This window comes from Bifidobacterium bifidum ATCC 29521 = JCM 1255 = DSM 20456, assembly GCF_001025135.1.
In the GTDB taxonomy this organism is placed as follows: domain Bacteria; phylum Actinomycetota; class Actinomycetes; order Actinomycetales; family Bifidobacteriaceae; genus Bifidobacterium; species Bifidobacterium bifidum.
Window position 1 is genome coordinate 1,133,920 of the sequence record NZ_AP012323.1, and the last position, 15,985, is coordinate 1,149,904.

Annotated in this window: 18 protein-coding genes; 12 read left to right on the forward strand and 6 right to left on the reverse strand. The window is 62.7% G+C overall.

Going from position 1 to position 15,985, the window contains the following annotated elements; translation table 11 throughout:
* Positions 1–196: 196 nt before the first annotated feature.
* The 8 genes from BBBF_RS04710 (at position 197) to BBBF_RS04745 (ending at position 8,239) form a co-directional block, all read left to right on the forward strand.
* Positions 197–376 (forward strand): hypothetical protein, encoded by a 180-nt coding sequence (locus BBBF_RS04710; RefSeq protein WP_017143395.1) that lies wholly within the window; start codon positions 197–199, stop codon positions 374–376.
* 153 nt (positions 377–529) lie between these two features.
* Positions 530–841, forward strand: a complete 312-nt coding sequence (locus tag BBBF_RS10285) for a hypothetical protein (protein ID WP_017143396.1) — start codon at positions 530–532, stop codon at positions 839–841.
* Between the two features lie 300 nt (positions 842–1,141).
* Complete coding sequence (locus tag BBBF_RS04720) at positions 1,142–3,649, forward strand: excinuclease ABC subunit UvrA (protein ID WP_021648031.1); 2,508 nt, start codon at positions 1,142–1,144, stop codon at positions 3,647–3,649.
* Positions 3,650–3,722: 73 nt separating this feature from the next.
* Entirely contained in the window at positions 3,723–5,081 is a 1,359-nt protein-coding gene (locus BBBF_RS04725) for an MATE family efflux transporter (RefSeq protein WP_022173268.1), read from the forward strand.
* Positions 5,082–5,236: 155 nt separating this feature from the next.
* On the forward strand, positions 5,237–5,947 hold the full coding sequence (locus BBBF_RS04730) for an SDR family NAD(P)-dependent oxidoreductase (RefSeq protein WP_021648033.1): 711 nt from the start codon (positions 5,237–5,239) through the stop codon (positions 5,945–5,947).
* A gap of 2 nt (positions 5,948–5,949) precedes the next feature.
* Complete coding sequence (locus BBBF_RS04735; RefSeq protein WP_021648034.1) at positions 5,950–6,666, forward strand: endonuclease III domain-containing protein; 717 nt, start codon at positions 5,950–5,952, stop codon at positions 6,664–6,666.
* A 46-nt stretch (positions 6,667–6,712) separates the two neighbouring features.
* Complete coding sequence (locus tag BBBF_RS04740; protein ID WP_021648035.1) at positions 6,713–7,237, forward strand: PadR family transcriptional regulator; 525 nt, start codon at positions 6,713–6,715, stop codon at positions 7,235–7,237.
* Positions 7,238–7,243: 6 nt separating this feature from the next.
* Complete coding sequence (locus BBBF_RS04745; protein ID WP_021648036.1) at positions 7,244–8,239, forward strand: AEC family transporter; 996 nt, start codon at positions 7,244–7,246, stop codon at positions 8,237–8,239.
* 25 nt (positions 8,240–8,264) lie between these two features.
* Here the strand turns inward: BBBF_RS04745 and BBBF_RS04750 are convergent, their stop codons facing one another.
* The 3 genes from BBBF_RS04750 to BBBF_RS04760 all read right to left on the reverse strand — a co-directional run bounded on the left by BBBF_RS04750 (position 8,265) and on the right by BBBF_RS04760 (position 10,179).
* Positions 8,265–8,633, reverse strand: a complete 369-nt coding sequence (locus BBBF_RS04750) for a cupin domain-containing protein (RefSeq protein WP_021648037.1) — start codon at positions 8,631–8,633, stop codon at positions 8,265–8,267.
* A gap of 104 nt (positions 8,634–8,737) precedes the next feature.
* A complete protein-coding gene (locus BBBF_RS04755; RefSeq protein WP_003816638.1) occupies positions 8,738–9,883 on the reverse strand; it encodes a type II toxin-antitoxin system HipA family toxin in 1,146 nt (381 codons plus the stop codon).
* The gene (locus BBBF_RS04760; protein WP_021648038.1) at positions 9,880–10,179 is read right to left on the reverse strand and encodes a helix-turn-helix domain-containing protein; all 300 of its coding nucleotides are present in this window, start codon (positions 10,177–10,179) and stop codon (positions 9,880–9,882) included. The genes BBBF_RS04755 and BBBF_RS04760 overlap by 4 nt, the downstream gene beginning before the upstream one ends.
* Before the next feature lie 102 nt (positions 10,180–10,281).
* Between BBBF_RS04760 and BBBF_RS04765 the strand changes: the two genes are divergently transcribed.
* The 4 genes from BBBF_RS04765 to BBBF_RS04780 all read left to right on the forward strand — a co-directional run bounded on the left by BBBF_RS04765 (position 10,282) and on the right by BBBF_RS04780 (position 11,995).
* Positions 10,282–10,479 carry a class I SAM-dependent methyltransferase gene (locus BBBF_RS04765; protein ID WP_003822447.1) on the forward strand — a complete coding sequence of 66 codons (198 nt, stop codon included), beginning with the start codon at positions 10,282–10,284 and terminating at the stop codon, positions 10,477–10,479.
* On the forward strand, positions 10,455–10,682 hold the full coding sequence (locus BBBF_RS04770) for a hypothetical protein (protein ID WP_230093701.1): 228 nt from the start codon (positions 10,455–10,457) through the stop codon (positions 10,680–10,682). Before BBBF_RS04765 ends, BBBF_RS04770 begins: the two co-directional genes overlap by 25 nt.
* 100 nt (positions 10,683–10,782) lie before the next feature.
* Complete coding sequence (locus BBBF_RS04775; protein WP_021648039.1) at positions 10,783–11,358, forward strand: TetR/AcrR family transcriptional regulator; 576 nt, start codon at positions 10,783–10,785, stop codon at positions 11,356–11,358.
* A 136-nt stretch (positions 11,359–11,494) separates the two neighbouring features.
* Complete coding sequence (locus BBBF_RS04780; RefSeq protein WP_003819872.1) at positions 11,495–11,995, forward strand: DUF4234 domain-containing protein; 501 nt, start codon at positions 11,495–11,497, stop codon at positions 11,993–11,995.
* Positions 11,996–12,048: 53 nt separating this feature from the next.
* Here BBBF_RS04780 and BBBF_RS04785 read toward each other — a convergent pair whose 3' ends face one another.
* From BBBF_RS04785 to BBBF_RS04795, 3 genes are all read right to left on the reverse strand, one after another.
* On the reverse strand, positions 12,049–12,972 hold the full coding sequence (locus BBBF_RS04785) for a LysR family transcriptional regulator (RefSeq protein WP_003813143.1): 924 nt from the start codon (positions 12,970–12,972) through the stop codon (positions 12,049–12,051).
* A gap of 216 nt (positions 12,973–13,188) precedes the next feature.
* Positions 13,189–13,818, reverse strand: coding sequence for an HAD family hydrolase (locus BBBF_RS04790; protein ID WP_013363467.1), 630 nt, complete (start codon positions 13,816–13,818; stop codon positions 13,189–13,191).
* A gap of 160 nt (positions 13,819–13,978) precedes the next feature.
* Complete coding sequence (locus tag BBBF_RS04795) at positions 13,979–15,775, reverse strand: bifunctional ADP-dependent NAD(P)H-hydrate dehydratase/NAD(P)H-hydrate epimerase (protein WP_013363468.1); 1,797 nt, start codon at positions 15,773–15,775, stop codon at positions 13,979–13,981.
* Between the last annotated feature and the right edge of the window lie 210 nt (positions 15,776–15,985).

Genomic DNA, 15,985 nt, shown 5'->3' on the forward strand with positions numbered 1-15,985 from the left:
GGCGGCCCGTCATCAGTTGCCAACTGAATTTCGGAAATTTTTTCCGCATGGATGATTCCGGCACCGGAGCCGTGTCGCACGCCGCCGCGCCATGTAGTCTGGTCACAGTGAAACGAACGGGCCAGTCGATTGACGCTCCCGACGGGAGATCTCCCGGCGGTCCGGCATGTGAAGACATACCAGGGGAAGGCGAGGCATGAACGTCAACGATCCGGCGCATCTGACCGATGAGCTGCCGGAACGTCTGCTCGCCAGCGACGACATCGAAACGCAACGGCTGCTGCGTCTCGCCGGAGTGTCCGAACTGTACTGCAGGCAGCGGCGCTCGGGGGGACGACGACGATTATGGACGAACGGCAGACCATGCACGCCATGATGCTCGACGACGCCTACTGCGTCGAACGGGTGCTGGCGGACGGCGCATACGGCGTCACCGAAATGGTGAGCCTCGATGGAGCCGGGCCGTTCGTGCGCAAGAAGATGCCGCTGCGGCTGGCGAGGCGGCGACTGTGGTCCCCACACTCGCCGAATGCGCTTCGTCGCGGTGCCGCGCGTCGAGGCGACCTACGAGCTGCCCGACATGTTCGTGGTCGTTTACGACTACGTGGACGGCGTGACGCTCGACCATTACGTCGGCGAGCGCGACGATGACAACGGTGATGGCGTCTACGGCTCGGATGTCGCCATTTCGCTCATCCTGCGCGACGAGAAGGGGAACTTCGTGTTCTGGCGTAGTGAGTATGTGCGTAAACCGGCCAAAGGCGAATCCCGCGCGTTCTCCATCCAGATCTATGGTCTGCCCAAGTACGCCTCCTATGAGGCGTACGCCTATGCCTCGTAGATGTTTCTCCTTTGGAAGAGGTACATTTGTCTTGTTGCGGAGAGCTATCTGCGTTCAATGAAGTGCCTGAAACATGAGAACCCGAGTATCAACGTTGCAATGACGGCGTTTGTACTCGAGGGTTCCCATTCGGTACCTCTCTGAAGACAGTCAGCATTCTGCAGGAGGTCGAATGTACCTCTTGCAACGAAGATAGATGCTTGCAACGGTCCGAATATGTCCCTTGTCGGCCAGTTGGCGTCCCTACAATGGGGGATGACGTGACGCGTCGTAGGAGACTTGAGTGAAGGGGTGCCCAATATGCAGCGGATACGGGACGATGCGCGCCCGGAGTCGATCGAGGTGCGCGGCGCGCGCGTGCATAACCTCAAGAACGTCGACGTCGACGTGCCTCTGGGCGAACTGGTCGGTGTGGCCGGCGTCTCCGGTTCGGGCAAGAGCTCGCTCGCACTCGGCGTGCTGTATGCCGAAGGCTCACGGCGATATTTGGAGGCGCTGTCCACGTACACGCGCCGCCGCCTCACTCAAGCGAGCCGCGCGCAGGTGGACGAAGTACTGCACGTGCCCGCCGCGCTGGCCCTGCACCAGCGGCCCGCGGTGCCCGGCATACGCTCCACCTTCGGCACGATGACCGAATTGCTCAACAGCCTGCGTCTGTTGTTCTCACGTCTCGCCTCACATGTGTGCCCGCATTGCGGCGCACGCAACGAACCGACTCTCAACGTGGCCGCCGGCCTGCCCATCGTCTGCGCGAATTGCGGCAAGGATTTTCACGCGCCCGGCGCTGAATCCTTGGCCTTCAACTCGGCCGGCGCATGCCCGGCCTGCGCCGGCACCGGCATCGTGCGCGAGGTGAACCGCGCGGCGCTCGTACCCGACGAATCGAAAAGCATCGACGAGGGCGCGGTGCTGCCATGGGGTTCGTTGATGTGGGACCTGATGAAACAGGTCGCCGGCGCGATGGGCGTGCGCACCGACGTGCCGTTCAAGGACCTCACCCCCAAAGAACGCGACATCGTCTTCAATGGCCCGGCCGTCAAGAAGCACATCCTGTACAAGCCGAAGAAAGGCGACGACTTCGCCGAACTCGACTTCACGTATTTCAACGCCGTGTACACCGTCGAGAACGCGCTCGCCAAAGCCAAGGACGAGAAGGGGCTGAAACGCGTGGCGCGGTTCCTCGAGGAGAAAACCTGCCCGGATTGCGGCGGCACGAGGCTCAGCGAGGCGGCGCGCGCCCCACGGGTGCGCGGACTGAATCTCGCCGAGGCGAGCGCGATGACCTTGGACGCGGCGGTGGACTGGGTGCGTGGCGTGCCCGGGTCGCTCGGGGCCGACATGCGCCCGATGGCGACGAACATCTGCGAATCCTTCCTCGATGTGGCCCGCCGGTTGTTGGAGCTTGGACTCGGCTACCTCGCGCTCGATCGCGCCGGAGCGACCCTGTCGACCGGCGAACGCCAGCGCGTGCAATTGGCCCGCGCCGTGCGCAACCGCACCACCGGCGTGCTCTACGTGCTCGACGAACCGTCCATCGGCCTGCACCCGGCGAATGTGGACGGTCTGCTCGGCGTGATGCGTGACCTCGTGGCGGATGGCAACTCCGTGGTGGTCGTCGACCATGATGTGCGTGTGCTCAAGGCATGCGATCATCTCATTGAAATGGGTCCGGTCGCCGGTGCCGAAGGCGGGCATGTGATCGCGCAGGGCACGGTCGGCGACGTGGCGGCGAATCCGCGCAGCCGCATCGCGCCGTTCCTGGCCGATGGCGAAAGTGTCCGTGAACGCGGGTGCATGCCCGTCTCGCATATGTTCGACCTTGGGCATATTCGCATGACAACCAGTCAGCTGCATACGGTCAAGCCGCTGGATGTTGATATTCCGCGCGGCCGTCTGGTGGCGGTGACCGGCGTATCCGGCTCCGGCAAAACCACGATGGTGCTCGAATCGTTGATTCCCGCGCTCAAGGCACGGTCTGCGGGGGAGAAGCCGCCCGAGCATGTGCGCTCGATCGACGCCGACGGCATCGAGCGCGCGAACCTCATCGACGCCACGCCGATCGGCGCGAACGTGCGTTCCACCGTGGCCACCTACGCCGACATCCACGACGACCTGCGCCGCGCCTTCGCCCGAAGCGACGAAGCCAAGGCGGGCGGTTGGAAGGCCGGCGACTTCTCCTACAACACCGGCAGACTGCGCTGCCCTACATGCGACGGCACCGGTTCGATTTCGCTCGACGTGCAGTTCCTGCCCGACGTCGACATCGAATGCCCCGACTGCCGGGGCTCCCGGTATGCGCCCGAAGCCGACGCGATTCACCGCACGACCAAGGACGGGCGCGAACTCACCCTGCCGCAGCTGATGGCGATGAGCGTGGATCAGGCGTTGGCCGTGACCGTCGACATGCGCAAGGTGCATGCGCGACTGACCACGCTGCACGATCTGGGTCTGGGCTACCTGACGCTCGGCGAGCCGACGCCGGCGCTTTCGGGCGGTGAGGCGCAACGCCTGAAGCTTGCCAGCGAAATGGGCAGGGCTCAGTCGCACGCCGTGTTCGTGTTCGACGAGCCGACCATCGGCCTGCATCCGCTCGATGTGCGGGTGCTGCTCGGCGTGTTTGACCGACTCGTGGCGTCCGGCGCGACCGTCGTGGTCATCGAACACGACCTCGACGTGATCGCCAACGCCGACTGGGTGATCGACATGGGGCCGGGCGGCGGCGAAAGCGGCGGGCGCATCGTCGCCGCCGGCACGCCGGAGCAGATCGCGGCCGATGCGAACAGCGTCACGGGCCGGTACCTGAGGTGACTGTATCCGTGGGCGACCCACATGGCGGTCATGCACGGCTGCGAGGGATGCCGCGCGAGTAGGATGACCGTCCGTGGTTCAGGTTCATGGCATCAGACGCGCGAGCGCGGACGCGAAATACCGGCAGATGACCGGCCAGCCGGTCAAACCGTTGATTCTCAGACTGTGTCTGCCGGCGGTGATCTCCAATCTGGTGACCACCGCCTACAATTTGACCGACACTTTTTTCATAGGGCAGCTGGGCACCGCGCAATCCGGCGCGATCGGCATCGCGTTCTCCATCATGACCGTGATGCAGGCGCTCGGCTTCTTCTTCGGCAACGGCGCGGGCAACTCGATGAGCCGCGAACTCGGCAAACAGAACAACGAGCGGGCATCCCGGCTGCTGGCCGTAGGCTTCGCGGGCGCGGTGATCTCAGGTCTGACGATCGCCGCGATCGGGCTGCTGACATTGCGGCCGCTGGTCGTCATGCTGGGTTCGACTCCCACGATTGCGCCGTACGCGGTGCAATACCTGACGCCATTGCTGGTCGCCGCGCCCTGCGTATGCGGGTCGTTCGCGCTCAACGGGCTGCTGCGCTACCAAGGCCAGTCGGCGTTCGGCATGATCGGCTTGGTTTCGGGCGCGCTGCTGAACTTCTTGCTCGCGCCGCTGCTCATCTTCGTGGCGGGCCTCGGGATATTCGGCGCCGGGCTGGCCACCGCCATCTGCCAGACGGTGAGCTTCGCGATTCTGACGACGATGAGCGCCAGATTCGGCGTGATGAAACTGTCGTTGCGCAACTGCCGGCCGGATGTGCTGCTCATGCGCGAGGTGGCCGGCGGCGGCCTGCCCTCGCTGATTCGGCAGGGTGCGGGCTCGATCTCCGTGACCTGCGTGAACATCGCCGCCAACCCGTTCGGCGACGCGGCCATCGCCGGCATGGCCATCGTGATGCGCATCATGTTGGGCGCCAACTCGGTGATCGTGGGCCTCGGCCAGGGCTTCCAGCCGGTGTGCGGATACAACTACGGCGCCGGCCTGTACGCGCGCGTCAAGGAAGGGTACTGGTTCTGCGTGCGGCTCGCCACCGGCGTGCTTGTGGCGTTGGCCGCGCTGCTGTGGATGTTCGCCCCGCATCTGGTCGAGATCTTCCGCTCCGACCCGGCCGTGGTGGCGGTGGGTGTGTCCGCATTGCACATTCAATGCTGCACGGTGGTGTTCAATGGCTTCAACATGATGGGCAATATGATGACCCAGACCATGGGCCGCACCGGCATCGCCTCGTTCCTGGCATTGTGCCGGCAGGGCCTGTTTCTGGCGCCGATCGTACTGGTGCTGCCGTTGGCGTTCGGCGTGCTCGGCGTGGAAATGGCACAGTCGGTGTCCGACGTGCTCACCTTCGCGGTCACCATTCCATTCATGCGCCGCATCCTACGCGAATTGAGCTGATTCGCCGCCCCATGCGCAGGCGATGGCGACGGCGACGGGTCGGACGGATTCGATAAAATGCATTGTGCATACGTTTTCAACAGCGTTTCGTCGCGGCATCGGGCAGTGATCGCCGGACGGCGACGAACCGACGAAGGCAGGGAGGCATACGAATCATGGAACGGACGAACGGCAAACGCATCGCCATCGTGACGGGCAGCGCCCTCGGACTGGGCTATGAACTCACGCGACAGCTCATCGATCGCGGATGGTTCGTCGCCGGCATCGACTTCAACGCCGAACGCCAGACCGAACTGGCCGGCGAATTCCCCCGGGGCTCTTACCACGGGTTCGTCGGCGACGTGTCCGACGAGGACTTCGTCAAAGCCTCGGTGGCCGAGATCGCCAAGATCGGGCACATCGACCTGCTGATCAACAATGCCGGGCAGCCCTCGTTCAAGATGCCGACCGCCTACGAGGCCGCCGACGTGGACAAATGCCTCAAAGGCCTCAAGGGCATGATTCTGTGGTGCGTCCAGACGCTCAAGGCATGCGACGAACAGAACCTCAAAATCGCCAACGTGATGAGCACCGCCGCTACGCGCGGCAACGCCAACGAATCCGTGTACTGCGCCACCAAATGGGGTGAGAAGGGGTATACACAGAGCCTCAAGGCCGCGTACAAGGGGTCGAGCGTCACCGTCGTGGGCGTGTACCCCGGCGGCATCGACACCGACTTCTACCGCGAGAGCCACGACTACGTCTCACTCGACAAGCAGCACACGTTCATGCCCGCCGCCGATCTCGCCGGCGTGGTGCTCGACAACCTGCTCAGCGAGGCGCGCCTCACCGTCTCCGACATTCTCATCGAGCGCCTGTACCGTTGACCATGGCATCGGCGCACGGCAATGGCAGGCAATCCCGGCGCAGGCCCGCAGCCGGCGACATCGAGTCGCTGTACCGCGCGCTGTCCGCGGAGCTGAGCCCGACCGGATGGTGGCCGGCGGACACCACATTCGAGATCATGGTGGGCGCGGTGCTCACGCAGAACACCGCGTGGGGCAATGTGGATCGTTCGCTCGCGGCGTTGAAGGCGGAGAGCATGCTCGACCCCCATGCGTTGACGGTCGTGGAGCCGGAGCGTTTGCAGGAGCTGATTCGGCCGTCGGGCTTCTACGTCAACAAATCCAAGACCCTGCGCTCGTTGAGCCGTTGGTATGTGGAGCGTTGCGACGCCTCTCCCGAAGGAGCCGACGGCATCACCGACGCCGAGCTGCGCGCCGAACTGCTCGGATTGTTCGGCATCGGCGGCGAAACGGCCGACGATATGATGCTCTACGTGTTCTCCCGCCGCACGTTCGTGGCCGACACCTACGCACGGCGCCTGTTCGCGTTCCTCGGCTTCGATGCGCCGGCCGGATACCCGGCGTTCCATAAGGCGTATGCCCCCGTGGTGCTGGACACCGGGCTGGACGTCGCCGACCTTCAGGAATTCCATGGGCTCATCGACGAGTTCGGCAAAGCCTACCGCGACGATGCGGCAAAAAACGAGTCGTTTCTCCAGTCGTGGCGACCGGGAGAGGCTGCTCCTCGCCCGACGGAGTGACGAGACGGTGCCACGGGTATGTTGAAACGAGTTATGATGGACAATCATGAGCTTGATTGAGATGATGATTCTGGGGTTCCTTTCGGAGCGTTCCATGTGCGGCTACGAGTTGCGCAAGAAGATGGAGCAGCTGCAGGGGTACGCGCGCAAATTCAGCGACGGCGCGATTTATCCGGCGACCAATAGGCTCGTCGAAGCGGGATTGATCTCCGAACAGGCGTCGATTCGCGACGGGCGCCAGCGTCGCGTGTTCACCCTGCTGGACGCGGGTCGCGCCAAGTTGATCGACGAGCTTAAAAGCACCAGTGGTTTCAATCTCACCGATTTCACCCGGTGGACCGTCGTGCTTACCTTCCTGTCCGTCGTGCCAGACAAAACCGACCGCGACGCGGTGTTGCGCCGCCGTTACGATTTGCTCAACGGCCACGACGTGCATTTCTTCTACTGTGACGCGGGCAATCCGTTGAGCGCCGAGCAGATCGACGACCCGTACCGCAAGGGTATCATCACCGTGCATGACGCGCAGATCGCCGCCGAACTCGAATGGCTGCGTTCGATGCTGGAGATGTAAGGAGCAATGGGTCAATTCGCTATTATGGTTGGCCAGTTGGTCGGCTTCTTCATCATGCTGATGGTCGGATACGGATGCGTGAGGCTTCGCTTCTACGGCCAGACCGCGCTCGACGGCATGTGCTCGCTGCTGCTCAACGTGCTTATCCCGTTGCTGGTGTTCTCGAACGCCATGGCGGGTGCGGACCGCGCGCAGGTCGAGGCCAATTGGGGCGCCATGCTGCTGACCGCGGTGATGTACGCCCTGCTTATCTTCGTGTTCCGCTTGGTCGCGTGGGCGTTGCGGCTTAAGGGATCACGTAGCCACGTGTTCCAGGCGGCACTGATCTTCGGCAACGCCGGGTTCATCGGCATTCCAATCATCATGGCGTTATGGCCGCACGAGGGTGCGATCTACGTCGCGTTGATGTCGATCGTCGATCAGACGCTGCTATGGACGTACGGCGTATGGCTGTGCGAGCCGGTTCCCGAACCCGGTACCGTCGCATCACCCGACGCCGCCGGCCGGCCCACGCTCGGCCTGCGCGTGCGCAATCTGCTGGGGAGGTTCGTCAACCCCGCGTTCATCGGGGTGATGCTCGCCTTGGTGCTGATCATGCTCGGCGTGAGGATTCCCTCGATCGTCCTGACTCCGCTGCGCACCATCGGCGGCATGGCCACGCCGATGTCGTTGATCTACCTGGGCGGCCTGTTCGCGCTGACCAAATGGTGGGGCGTGCTGAAACGCTACGAACTGTACGTGGGGCTGGTCGCCAAGATGATCGCCTTCCCGCTGGGCCTGTACGCGCTACTCACCGCGGCCGCCGGAGCGCTGCCGGAGCTGCCGATCACCCACGACATGATCATGATGATCACGTTGGTGGCCGGCCTGCCGACCATGACCACCATCGCCATGTTCACCGCCCGCAGGAACAACATGCCCGACTACGCGGTCGGCTTCGTGCTCGTAAGCACGCTGTTCTCGCTGCTTTCGCTGACCATCGTGTCGGCGGTGGTGTTCTGACGAGCGCGAGCGACAGTCCTTTGATTCAACGCAACGCGTCGTATTCGGCCTCGACCGGCTCCAGCCACTCGTTCGAGGCGCCGTCCACCGCGTTCATGATGGCGATATGCGCGAAGTCGGAATCCGGCGCGGCCCCCTGCCAGTGCTTGGTCTCCGGCGCCACGTACACCACGTCGCCGGGGTTGAGCTCAACTGGCTCCTTGCCCCACTCTTGGTAGTAGCCGCGCCCGCCCACGGCAATGAGAATCTGACAGGCCTTGTGATGGATATGCCAGTTGTTGCGGCAACCCACCTCGAATGTGACGTTGGAAACGTTGACTTCCTTGCCCGAGACCAGCAGTGCCAGATAGCTCTGCCCAATGAAATACTTGGCGTATGCGTCTTCCCGATGCACGGCCGCATCCGCACCACGCCCGCCGCGACGCCCTGCTCGACGAACGTTTCCGCTGAATCGACTTCCGGTGAGGTCGGGTCCGCTCGAAGGTGTTCGGTCCACCTTCAGTTGCGTACGGTAAAACCGGCATCCGCGATGCGTTCGCGCATGTTCCGCGCAATCGATATGCATCGGGTTCGTGGGATGCCGGCTTTCATGCCGATGTCTGCCATGTCCTCAACGGTGATGCCGCGCCCCTTACCATTGACCGCAGTGGTGTGTTCGCCGTTGATACCGGGATTCTCGGTAAGGTCGTACGCGGGGGAGAGGCTCCAAGCGCCGGACTCCGCATCATGCAGGTAGGAGAAGTTCTTCGCGTGGTCGTCGCGATTGCCGATGAACACATTGAAACACATGAGTCGATACAATCGTTCGCATTCCTTGATGCCGCCGGTCATGCGCATGGTCAATCGCATCAGCAAGGCGTAGTCCAGATTGGCGATGCGGTGTGAAGTCTCCAACAGGCCGCCGGCGGAAACCATGTGCACCTTGCCGATTTCGCCGTTCGTGAGCGGTATGCGGTCAAAGCGCTTGACGCCAAAATAGCCTGCGCATCGACGTGAAGGGAACAACCTGATTTCCGGCATGTCGATTCCGCAAGTGCGTGCAAGATTCGATATGTGGTATTCCATCTCGCCGATATCGGGTGCATCCACGGATGAGGGGAACTTGATGAGCCATTCCTCGCCATTGATTGTGGTGAGGATTTTCGGGCGGGCTCCGCCTGACGAACCGCCAAGGACAAACAGCTGGTCGAGGTCATTCGAGAAGTCGGCGCTCATCACATTCAGGCATTCCTCGGCGAGTGAGTCGAGATCGGGGAATGATTGCAGGTCATCGTCGATTGTTGAAGCGGGTTCGTATTCCAGTGCGCCCATGCCGCCATGACCTACGATCGATAGACGCGCCAGCGGGCCGACCGAATACGGGTCGATGCCATGTTGACGCAGCATTCGGTCGGTCAGCAGTCGTCCCCATCCGTCGGGCATGCTGTCGTCGAACACGCCGAACATGCCGTTCAGCGGATCTCTTTGGGCGACGAACACGCCATCTCTGAGCGGAAGGCTTATCGGGCTGATGGAAAAACCGTGCGTCAGCCAGGTCTTGTCGTAGGCGAACGCCAGTGTGCGGGAAGGTGACATGGTAAGCATTCCGACGGTATTGCCTGCGAGCAGCACGCGCACGCGGTCTACATCCAGTAGCGGGGTCATCCGATGTCCTTTCCGTGGCGCGTCGCTGTGACCACGTCATCGATCGAGCGGTAATACGGCTGGGAGAACAGTGCGTCGAAATCCTGTTCGCAGTCCAAGGCGAAGGCGATGCCGACCAGTGCGTTCAGTGATATCTCATGGAGTTGTTCGAATCGACGAATCGACCCGAGACTCACCCCTGATTTTCGGGCGAGATCGGACTGCGTCATGCCGTGTTCCTTGCGTCTCATGGTCATTCGCCGGGCGATACCGGCCATTACTTCTCCGGGAAGCGGCTCATCTAACAAATCATACATACTAATATTTTAGCAATACTTATGAAATTATATAGTAATTACTACTATATTGGTAGCATTCATCATGTCGTGTCAGTCCTATCCGGCGCTTGTAGGTGGCCTTTGCCAGAGGACGGCGGCGGCGTCAAGCGCATGCTGGATATCGGCTGCGGGCCGGGCAACAGCACGGCCGTGCTGCGCGAACGCTACCCGCACGCCGAGATTCTCGGCGTCGACAGCTCGCCGGACATGATCGAGGCGGCTCGCAAGGCCTACCCGGACATCGATTTCCAGCTGTGCGACGTGTCGACGCATCGGTGAAGTTCGTGACGTTCATCGACACGATGCTCTCGCTCGTGGTCACGCAGGACGTTCTGCCGGAGGCCGAGGGCGCGCAACATGCCGCACAATCCTCCGGGCTGTTCGGCATCGGACTCGGAGCGTTGACCATGATCATCGGATTGTGGATGCTGCTGCGTCGGCGCTGGGCCGCTGTGGATTCGGTGCTCGATTCCGAGCAATAGCGGCGCATTGGCCGGCAATGGCCGACTGCAGGAGGGGCAGAGGTCCCGTTTTCTGATGTGTACGAACATACATATACGAGGGGGACAGCATGGAACCCGCATGAATGCTATGATTGCCGATATGCCATCCCAGTCATCCCGAGTCGACCCCGAGCGACAGCAGCACATCATCGACGCCGCGCTGCGCGTCATCGCGTCACGTGGAGTGGCAGGCACCTCGCATCGCGGCGTCGCCGCCGAGGCGCACGTGCCCCTCGGCTCCATGACATACTATTTCGACGGCATGCACGATCTGCTGCACCAGGCGTTCGACCAGTTCGCCCGGGCCTCCGTACTGAAATTCGCCGCGCGCATGCAGTCCGCCTCGACCGTCGACGAAGCCTGCGACGCCATCGCGCTGAGCATCGAACGAGACATGCTCGGCAACCAGCGCGACCTGAACATCAACCTTGAGTTCTACACGCTCGCCGCGCGCGACCTGTCCTTCCGCGACATCAGTGACCGCTGGATGTCGGCGACACAGAAGGTCATGGGCCGGTTCTTCGACTCCGAGACCACGGTGCTGCTCGACGCGATGATCGAAGGCCTGACACTGCACCGGGCGCTGGGCGGGGAACCACGCAACCCCCAGTCCATCCGCGACGGCATTCGGCGCATCATCGACCACCGGCGCTGACGGCAACGGGAGTGCGCCAAAATGCGCCACCCACTGATGGACCACATAATTCAGGAACACGGACCTATAGTGGGAAACAGGGTAAATCAACGCCGTTTGCCCATAACAGTGAAGGTCTTCTTGGGAAGAAGGATCCATGACCAATCCGAACGCGCCATATGCCGCCCAGCCGCAGCAATCCGGCTTTCAACCGCAGCCCCAGTTCCAGCTGCAACAGCCCTATGCTCCCCGGCCGGTCGCACCCCTGCGTACGCAGCGCGGACTGCTGAAATACGTGCTGCTCGGTCTCGTCACGTTCAGCATCTACGACATCTGGCAGATGAGCGAAGTGGGAGACAGCCTGAACCTGCTCGCGTTCAAACGCGACGGCAAACACACAATGCACTACTGCCTGATGTTCTTCCTGGTGGGATGGGTCACGCTGGGCATCGGCTGGCTGGTGTGGTATCACCGCGTATCCGGCCGCATCGGCGAAGAACAGGCCGCGCGCGGTCTGCCCGTCACGGTCACCGCCTCGACATTCTGGCTGTGGGGCATCCTCGGCTCGCTCATCGCAGTGGGACCGTTCATCTATATATACAAGCTGCTGCACGCGATGAATGACCTGTCCGCGGACTACAACGTGCGCGGCTTCTGAACGAGACACGGATCGAAATCGGGCTCCCCGCCACAGGGAGCCCATAATCGCATTCAGTCAATCAGCTTGTAACCGTGGTCGGCAACCACGGACTTGAGCTTCTCGATATACGTCTCGGCGGCCTTCGACAGTTTGGCGCGCTCATTGGTGACCCAGCCCACCAGCATCGTTTCGTCGGTGTCCAACGGCACGGTGACGATCTTCTCGTTGTTCAGGTCGCCGTTGTCGATGCCGGTGCACACCGTGTACCCGTTCAGGCCGATGATGAAGTTCAGGATCGTCGCACGATCGGTCACGTTGATCTGCTTGGGGGAGTACTCCGGCCACACGGCCTCCTCGGCGAAGAAGAAGCTGCCCTCCTCGCCCTGCTCGTACTGGATGAACGGGAACGGCTTGAGGTCGTCCATCGTGACCTTCTTCTTGCCGGCGAGCGGGTTGTTGCGCGAGATGAACACGTGCAGCGGCGCACGGAACAGCGGATGAAACTCCAGATGCTTCTCGCGCAGCATCTTGCCGATCACGTCCTTGTTGAAGTCCGACAGGTAGATGATGCCGATCTCCGAAAGCATGTTCGCGACCTGGTTGATGATGTCCTTCGTGCGGGTCTCACGGATCGTGAACTCGTACTCGTCGGACTTGATGGAGTCGATCATCTCAACGAACGCCTCGACGGCGAACATGTAGTGCTGCGTGGACACGGAGCACAGCTGCTTGCGCGGCTTCGCGTTCTTGTAGCGCTCCTCAAGCAGGTCGGCCTGGTCGAGCACCTGACGGGCGTAAGTGAGGAATTCGGCGCCGTCCACCGTCAGGGCGATGCCCTGCGAGGAACGAGTGAAGATCTCGATGCCGAGCTCGTTCTCCAGTTCCTTGACCGACGAGCTCAACGCCGGCTGGGAGACGTACAGTTCATGCGACGCCTCGTTCATGGATCCGCACTCGACGATCTTCACGATGTATTTCAGCTGCAGCAGTGTCATAAGCAGCATTTATAAGGCCGACCATGGACGAAACCATTGAAATCATTGGGATTGCCGGCATTTCACCAGGTGCGGGGGTATAAGCTCAATTTATCATGCGGCGGGCTTGCGGTGCGGTATGCGCAAGGCACGCTCTCAAAACTCGCAGATACACCGGACGACTGACGTTTTTTGCCCCATATCTGCGAGTTTTGAGAGCACCGAATCCGGTTATTCCTACAGCCTCACACCGAGCGAAGCGAGCGATTCGCGGGCCTGGAGAGCATTGTCGAACAGAAGACCGTGGATACCGACCTCGTTGGCCCCGACGATGTTCTTCGCCGTGTCGTCGAAGAACACGCAATGCCCGGCTTCGAGGCCGAATCGTTGCAGTGCGAGCTCGTAGATGTCGGCGTTCGGCTTGTGCATCTTCTCGATGCCGGAGACCACGGTGTCCTGCAGCAGTTCGCCAATCTGCGGGTATTTCTCGAACGCGATGTGAATCGTCTCATGAGACCAGTTCGTCAGTCCCCACACACCGTACCCATGCCGCTTCAGGTCGCGCAGCAGATCTTCCATGCCGGGCAGCATGCGCGGCAGGGCGTCGCCGTAATGTTCGATGTAGTAGGCGAAGATCGGAGCGATGTCCTCGCCCTGCTCCCGCACCACGTCGGGGTAGATGTGAGAGAAGTCCTCGCCGGCGTCCATGCGGTCCTCATAGCGGAAGAACCCGTGCGGGTCGTCGGGTGCGCATATCGCGTCCACCGTGTCCTGGGGGAAATGCCCGGTCAGGCATGCGCGGGTCTGCCAGTCCAGCAGGACGCCACAGAAATCGAAAATCACATCGGTGATGGGGGAGTTGCTCATGATGCTCCTCAACGTTGGAATAGGGGGAATAGGATGGTGTCTGATTTGTTGATCCGGACGGAATAGGTCTCCGGCCGGCGCAGTCGCGCAAGCGGTCGGGATGCGTCGACGCCGGGTATCATGCGATACCGGCCTCCGCATCCTGACCGCCCTCGCGCCCTTACGACAGCAGTTCCGCGAAAGTCGCGGGAATCATGCCGATCACATCGGATGCGACGATGGGATGCCCCAGCTTGGTGCGCAGATGACGGTCATCGGAACCGTAAATCGTCGGGGGCGTAAACCCGCGCTGATCCGACTGCGACGCCTGAGCGGCTGCATATCCGTGCAGGTAGGCGGCGCAGGCGGCGACATCGGGAGCCGAAACGTCCTCGTCGTCCTGTTGGGCGAGCAACGCCCCCAGCATGCCGGCGAGCACATCGCCCGCCCCCGCGGTGCCCAGCCACGCCGGGGCGCGGCCGGAGACGACCACACGCACATGCTGCTCATCATCCGCGAATCCACCCTGCGCATCCGACTCCCGATCGGTGTCGGCCGGCTCGCCCACGACAATCGTGACCGCGCCTTTGAGCAGCACGGTGGCGCCGGTGAGCTCATGGGCCCGCAACGCCCAATGCAATGGCTCGTTCTGCACATCCGACGCATCCACATCCTCGCCCCTGGCGGTGAGCAGCGAGGCGAGCTCCCCGGCGTGCGGGGTGATGACGACCTGCGGCGGCACCTCGTCGGGCAGCAGGTCGAGAGCGCCCGCGTCGACCACCAGCGGGGGCATATCATAGGCGAGGTCATCATCGTCATCCGGGTCATCGTCAGAGGACAACGCATAATGCGTCAGAAGCTTGGCGATGGTCTCACGCTGGAAATCATCATCCTCGGTCTCACCCGTCGGAACGCCGGAGCCCACGACCCAGGCCTGCACGCGCCCCTTGCCGAGTACGGCCTCCGGGACCGCGTCGAGCACCATATCACGACACACCTGCGGACCCATGTAGCGGATCATGCCGATGTTCGTCTTGGCCGCGGCCTTGCACGACAGCACCGCGGCGCCGGGGTACCGTTCGGAGCCGGTGATCAGACCGGTCACGCCACGTAAGTACTTCGTGTCTGCAAGCCGGGGGAGTCGGACGGTCTCAGCCGCGTTGTCGCCGGAAACCGCCTCGACGAACGGCATATGGCCGTCGATGTCGAAACTGAAGTCCACCAGCGTCACGCGACCGCAGGCGTACGCCGCGGGAGGCAGCATAAGGCACGGCTTCAGGGCGCCGAACGTGACCGTGACATCGGCAGGGATATACGGGCCTGTGATGGCACCGTCGTCGACTCCCACGCCAGAAGGGACGTCCACCGCGACGACCAACGGGAACTCGCCGGTCGAGTCGCCGGCGGGAAGGGCGGTGCGGTCGGGGATCGTGCCGTCGACACCCAGCGAGGATGCGACCGTGCCCGCGATGCCGTGCAGCGCCCCGCTCAGGCCGATGCCCGTCATCGCGTCGATGATGACATGCGCGTGCTGGGCGAGTTCCACCGCGGCCCGAAGCCTTTCACCGGCCTCTCCCGCGCTGAAGCCGGCAGCGCACCCCGGAATCTCGGAGGCCGGGTCGAGGATCAGCACCTTGCCGCCGGCGCGGACGAATGCGGCGAACCCCTCGCCATGCAGCGTGCGGCCGACCGCGACGGCGGTGACCGAAGCGCCGTTGCCCGCCAGCATCGTCGCGGCGAACAGCCCGTCGCCACCGTTGTCGCCGCTGCCGGCGAGCAGCACAATGTTCGACTCCTCCAACGCGACGCCCTCATCTTCGAGCATTTCGGCGACGACATGGGCTGTGGCGGCGGAAGCCATCCTCATCAGTGGGACACCGTTCTCAAGCAGTGGCCGTTCCATCTCCCGCACGTCTCGCGCCGTGAAGGCGGCGTGACGAAGAACGTGGAGCCTGTTCTCATCTGTCTGCCCTGCCATGATGCATCCTCCTTGGTTCATGGATCGTTTCCATCAATCGGACTTTGCCCGTCCCTCCACTCTACTCGCTGTCGAGCCGTCGCGGCGACGCGTCTGCGATACCGTTACACGAGTTCGCGCGCGCGAGCGGTACGAGCACTCGCGGCGGACGGCTGGACCGTGGGGGCTCTCACGTGACGGCTGCGGCGACGACACGCGGAAGTGTCGCCG

Bases quoted from the DNA above. Each gene is read 5' to 3' on its own strand.
- BBBF_RS04710 (WP_017143395.1), top strand. From the start codon at position 197: ATGAACGTCAACGATCCGGCGCATCTGACCGATGAGCTGCCGGAACGT.
- BBBF_RS10285 (WP_017143396.1), top strand. From the start codon at position 530: ATGCGCTTCGTCGCGGTGCCGCGCGTCGAGGCGACCTACGAGCTGCCC.
- BBBF_RS04720 (WP_021648031.1), top strand. From the start codon at position 1,142: ATGCAGCGGATACGGGACGATGCGCGCCCGGAGTCGATCGAGGTGCGC.
- BBBF_RS04730 (WP_021648033.1), top strand. From the start codon at position 5,237: ATGGAACGGACGAACGGCAAACGCATCGCCATCGTGACGGGCAGCGCC.
- BBBF_RS04735 (WP_021648034.1), top strand. From the start codon at position 5,950: ATGGCATCGGCGCACGGCAATGGCAGGCAATCCCGGCGCAGGCCCGCA.
- BBBF_RS04740 (WP_021648035.1), top strand. From the start codon at position 6,713: ATGAGCTTGATTGAGATGATGATTCTGGGGTTCCTTTCGGAGCGTTCC.
- BBBF_RS04745 (WP_021648036.1), top strand. From the start codon at position 7,244: ATGGGTCAATTCGCTATTATGGTTGGCCAGTTGGTCGGCTTCTTCATC.
- BBBF_RS04755 (WP_003816638.1), bottom strand. From the start codon at position 9,883: ATGACCCCGCTACTGGATGTAGACCGCGTGCGCGTGCTGCTCGCAGGC.
- BBBF_RS04760 (WP_021648038.1), bottom strand. From the start codon at position 10,179: ATGTATGATTTGTTAGATGAGCCGCTTCCCGGAGAAGTAATGGCCGGT.
- BBBF_RS04775 (WP_021648039.1), top strand. From the start codon at position 10,783: ATGAATGCTATGATTGCCGATATGCCATCCCAGTCATCCCGAGTCGAC.
- BBBF_RS04780 (WP_003819872.1), top strand. From the start codon at position 11,495: ATGACCAATCCGAACGCGCCATATGCCGCCCAGCCGCAGCAATCCGGC.
- BBBF_RS04785 (WP_003813143.1), bottom strand. From the start codon at position 12,972: ATGACACTGCTGCAGCTGAAATACATCGTGAAGATCGTCGAGTGCGGA.
- BBBF_RS04790 (WP_013363467.1), bottom strand. From the start codon at position 13,818: ATGAGCAACTCCCCCATCACCGATGTGATTTTCGATTTCTGTGGCGTC.
- BBBF_RS04795 (WP_013363468.1), bottom strand. From the start codon at position 15,775: ATGGCAGGGCAGACAGATGAGAACAGGCTCCACGTTCTTCGTCACGCC.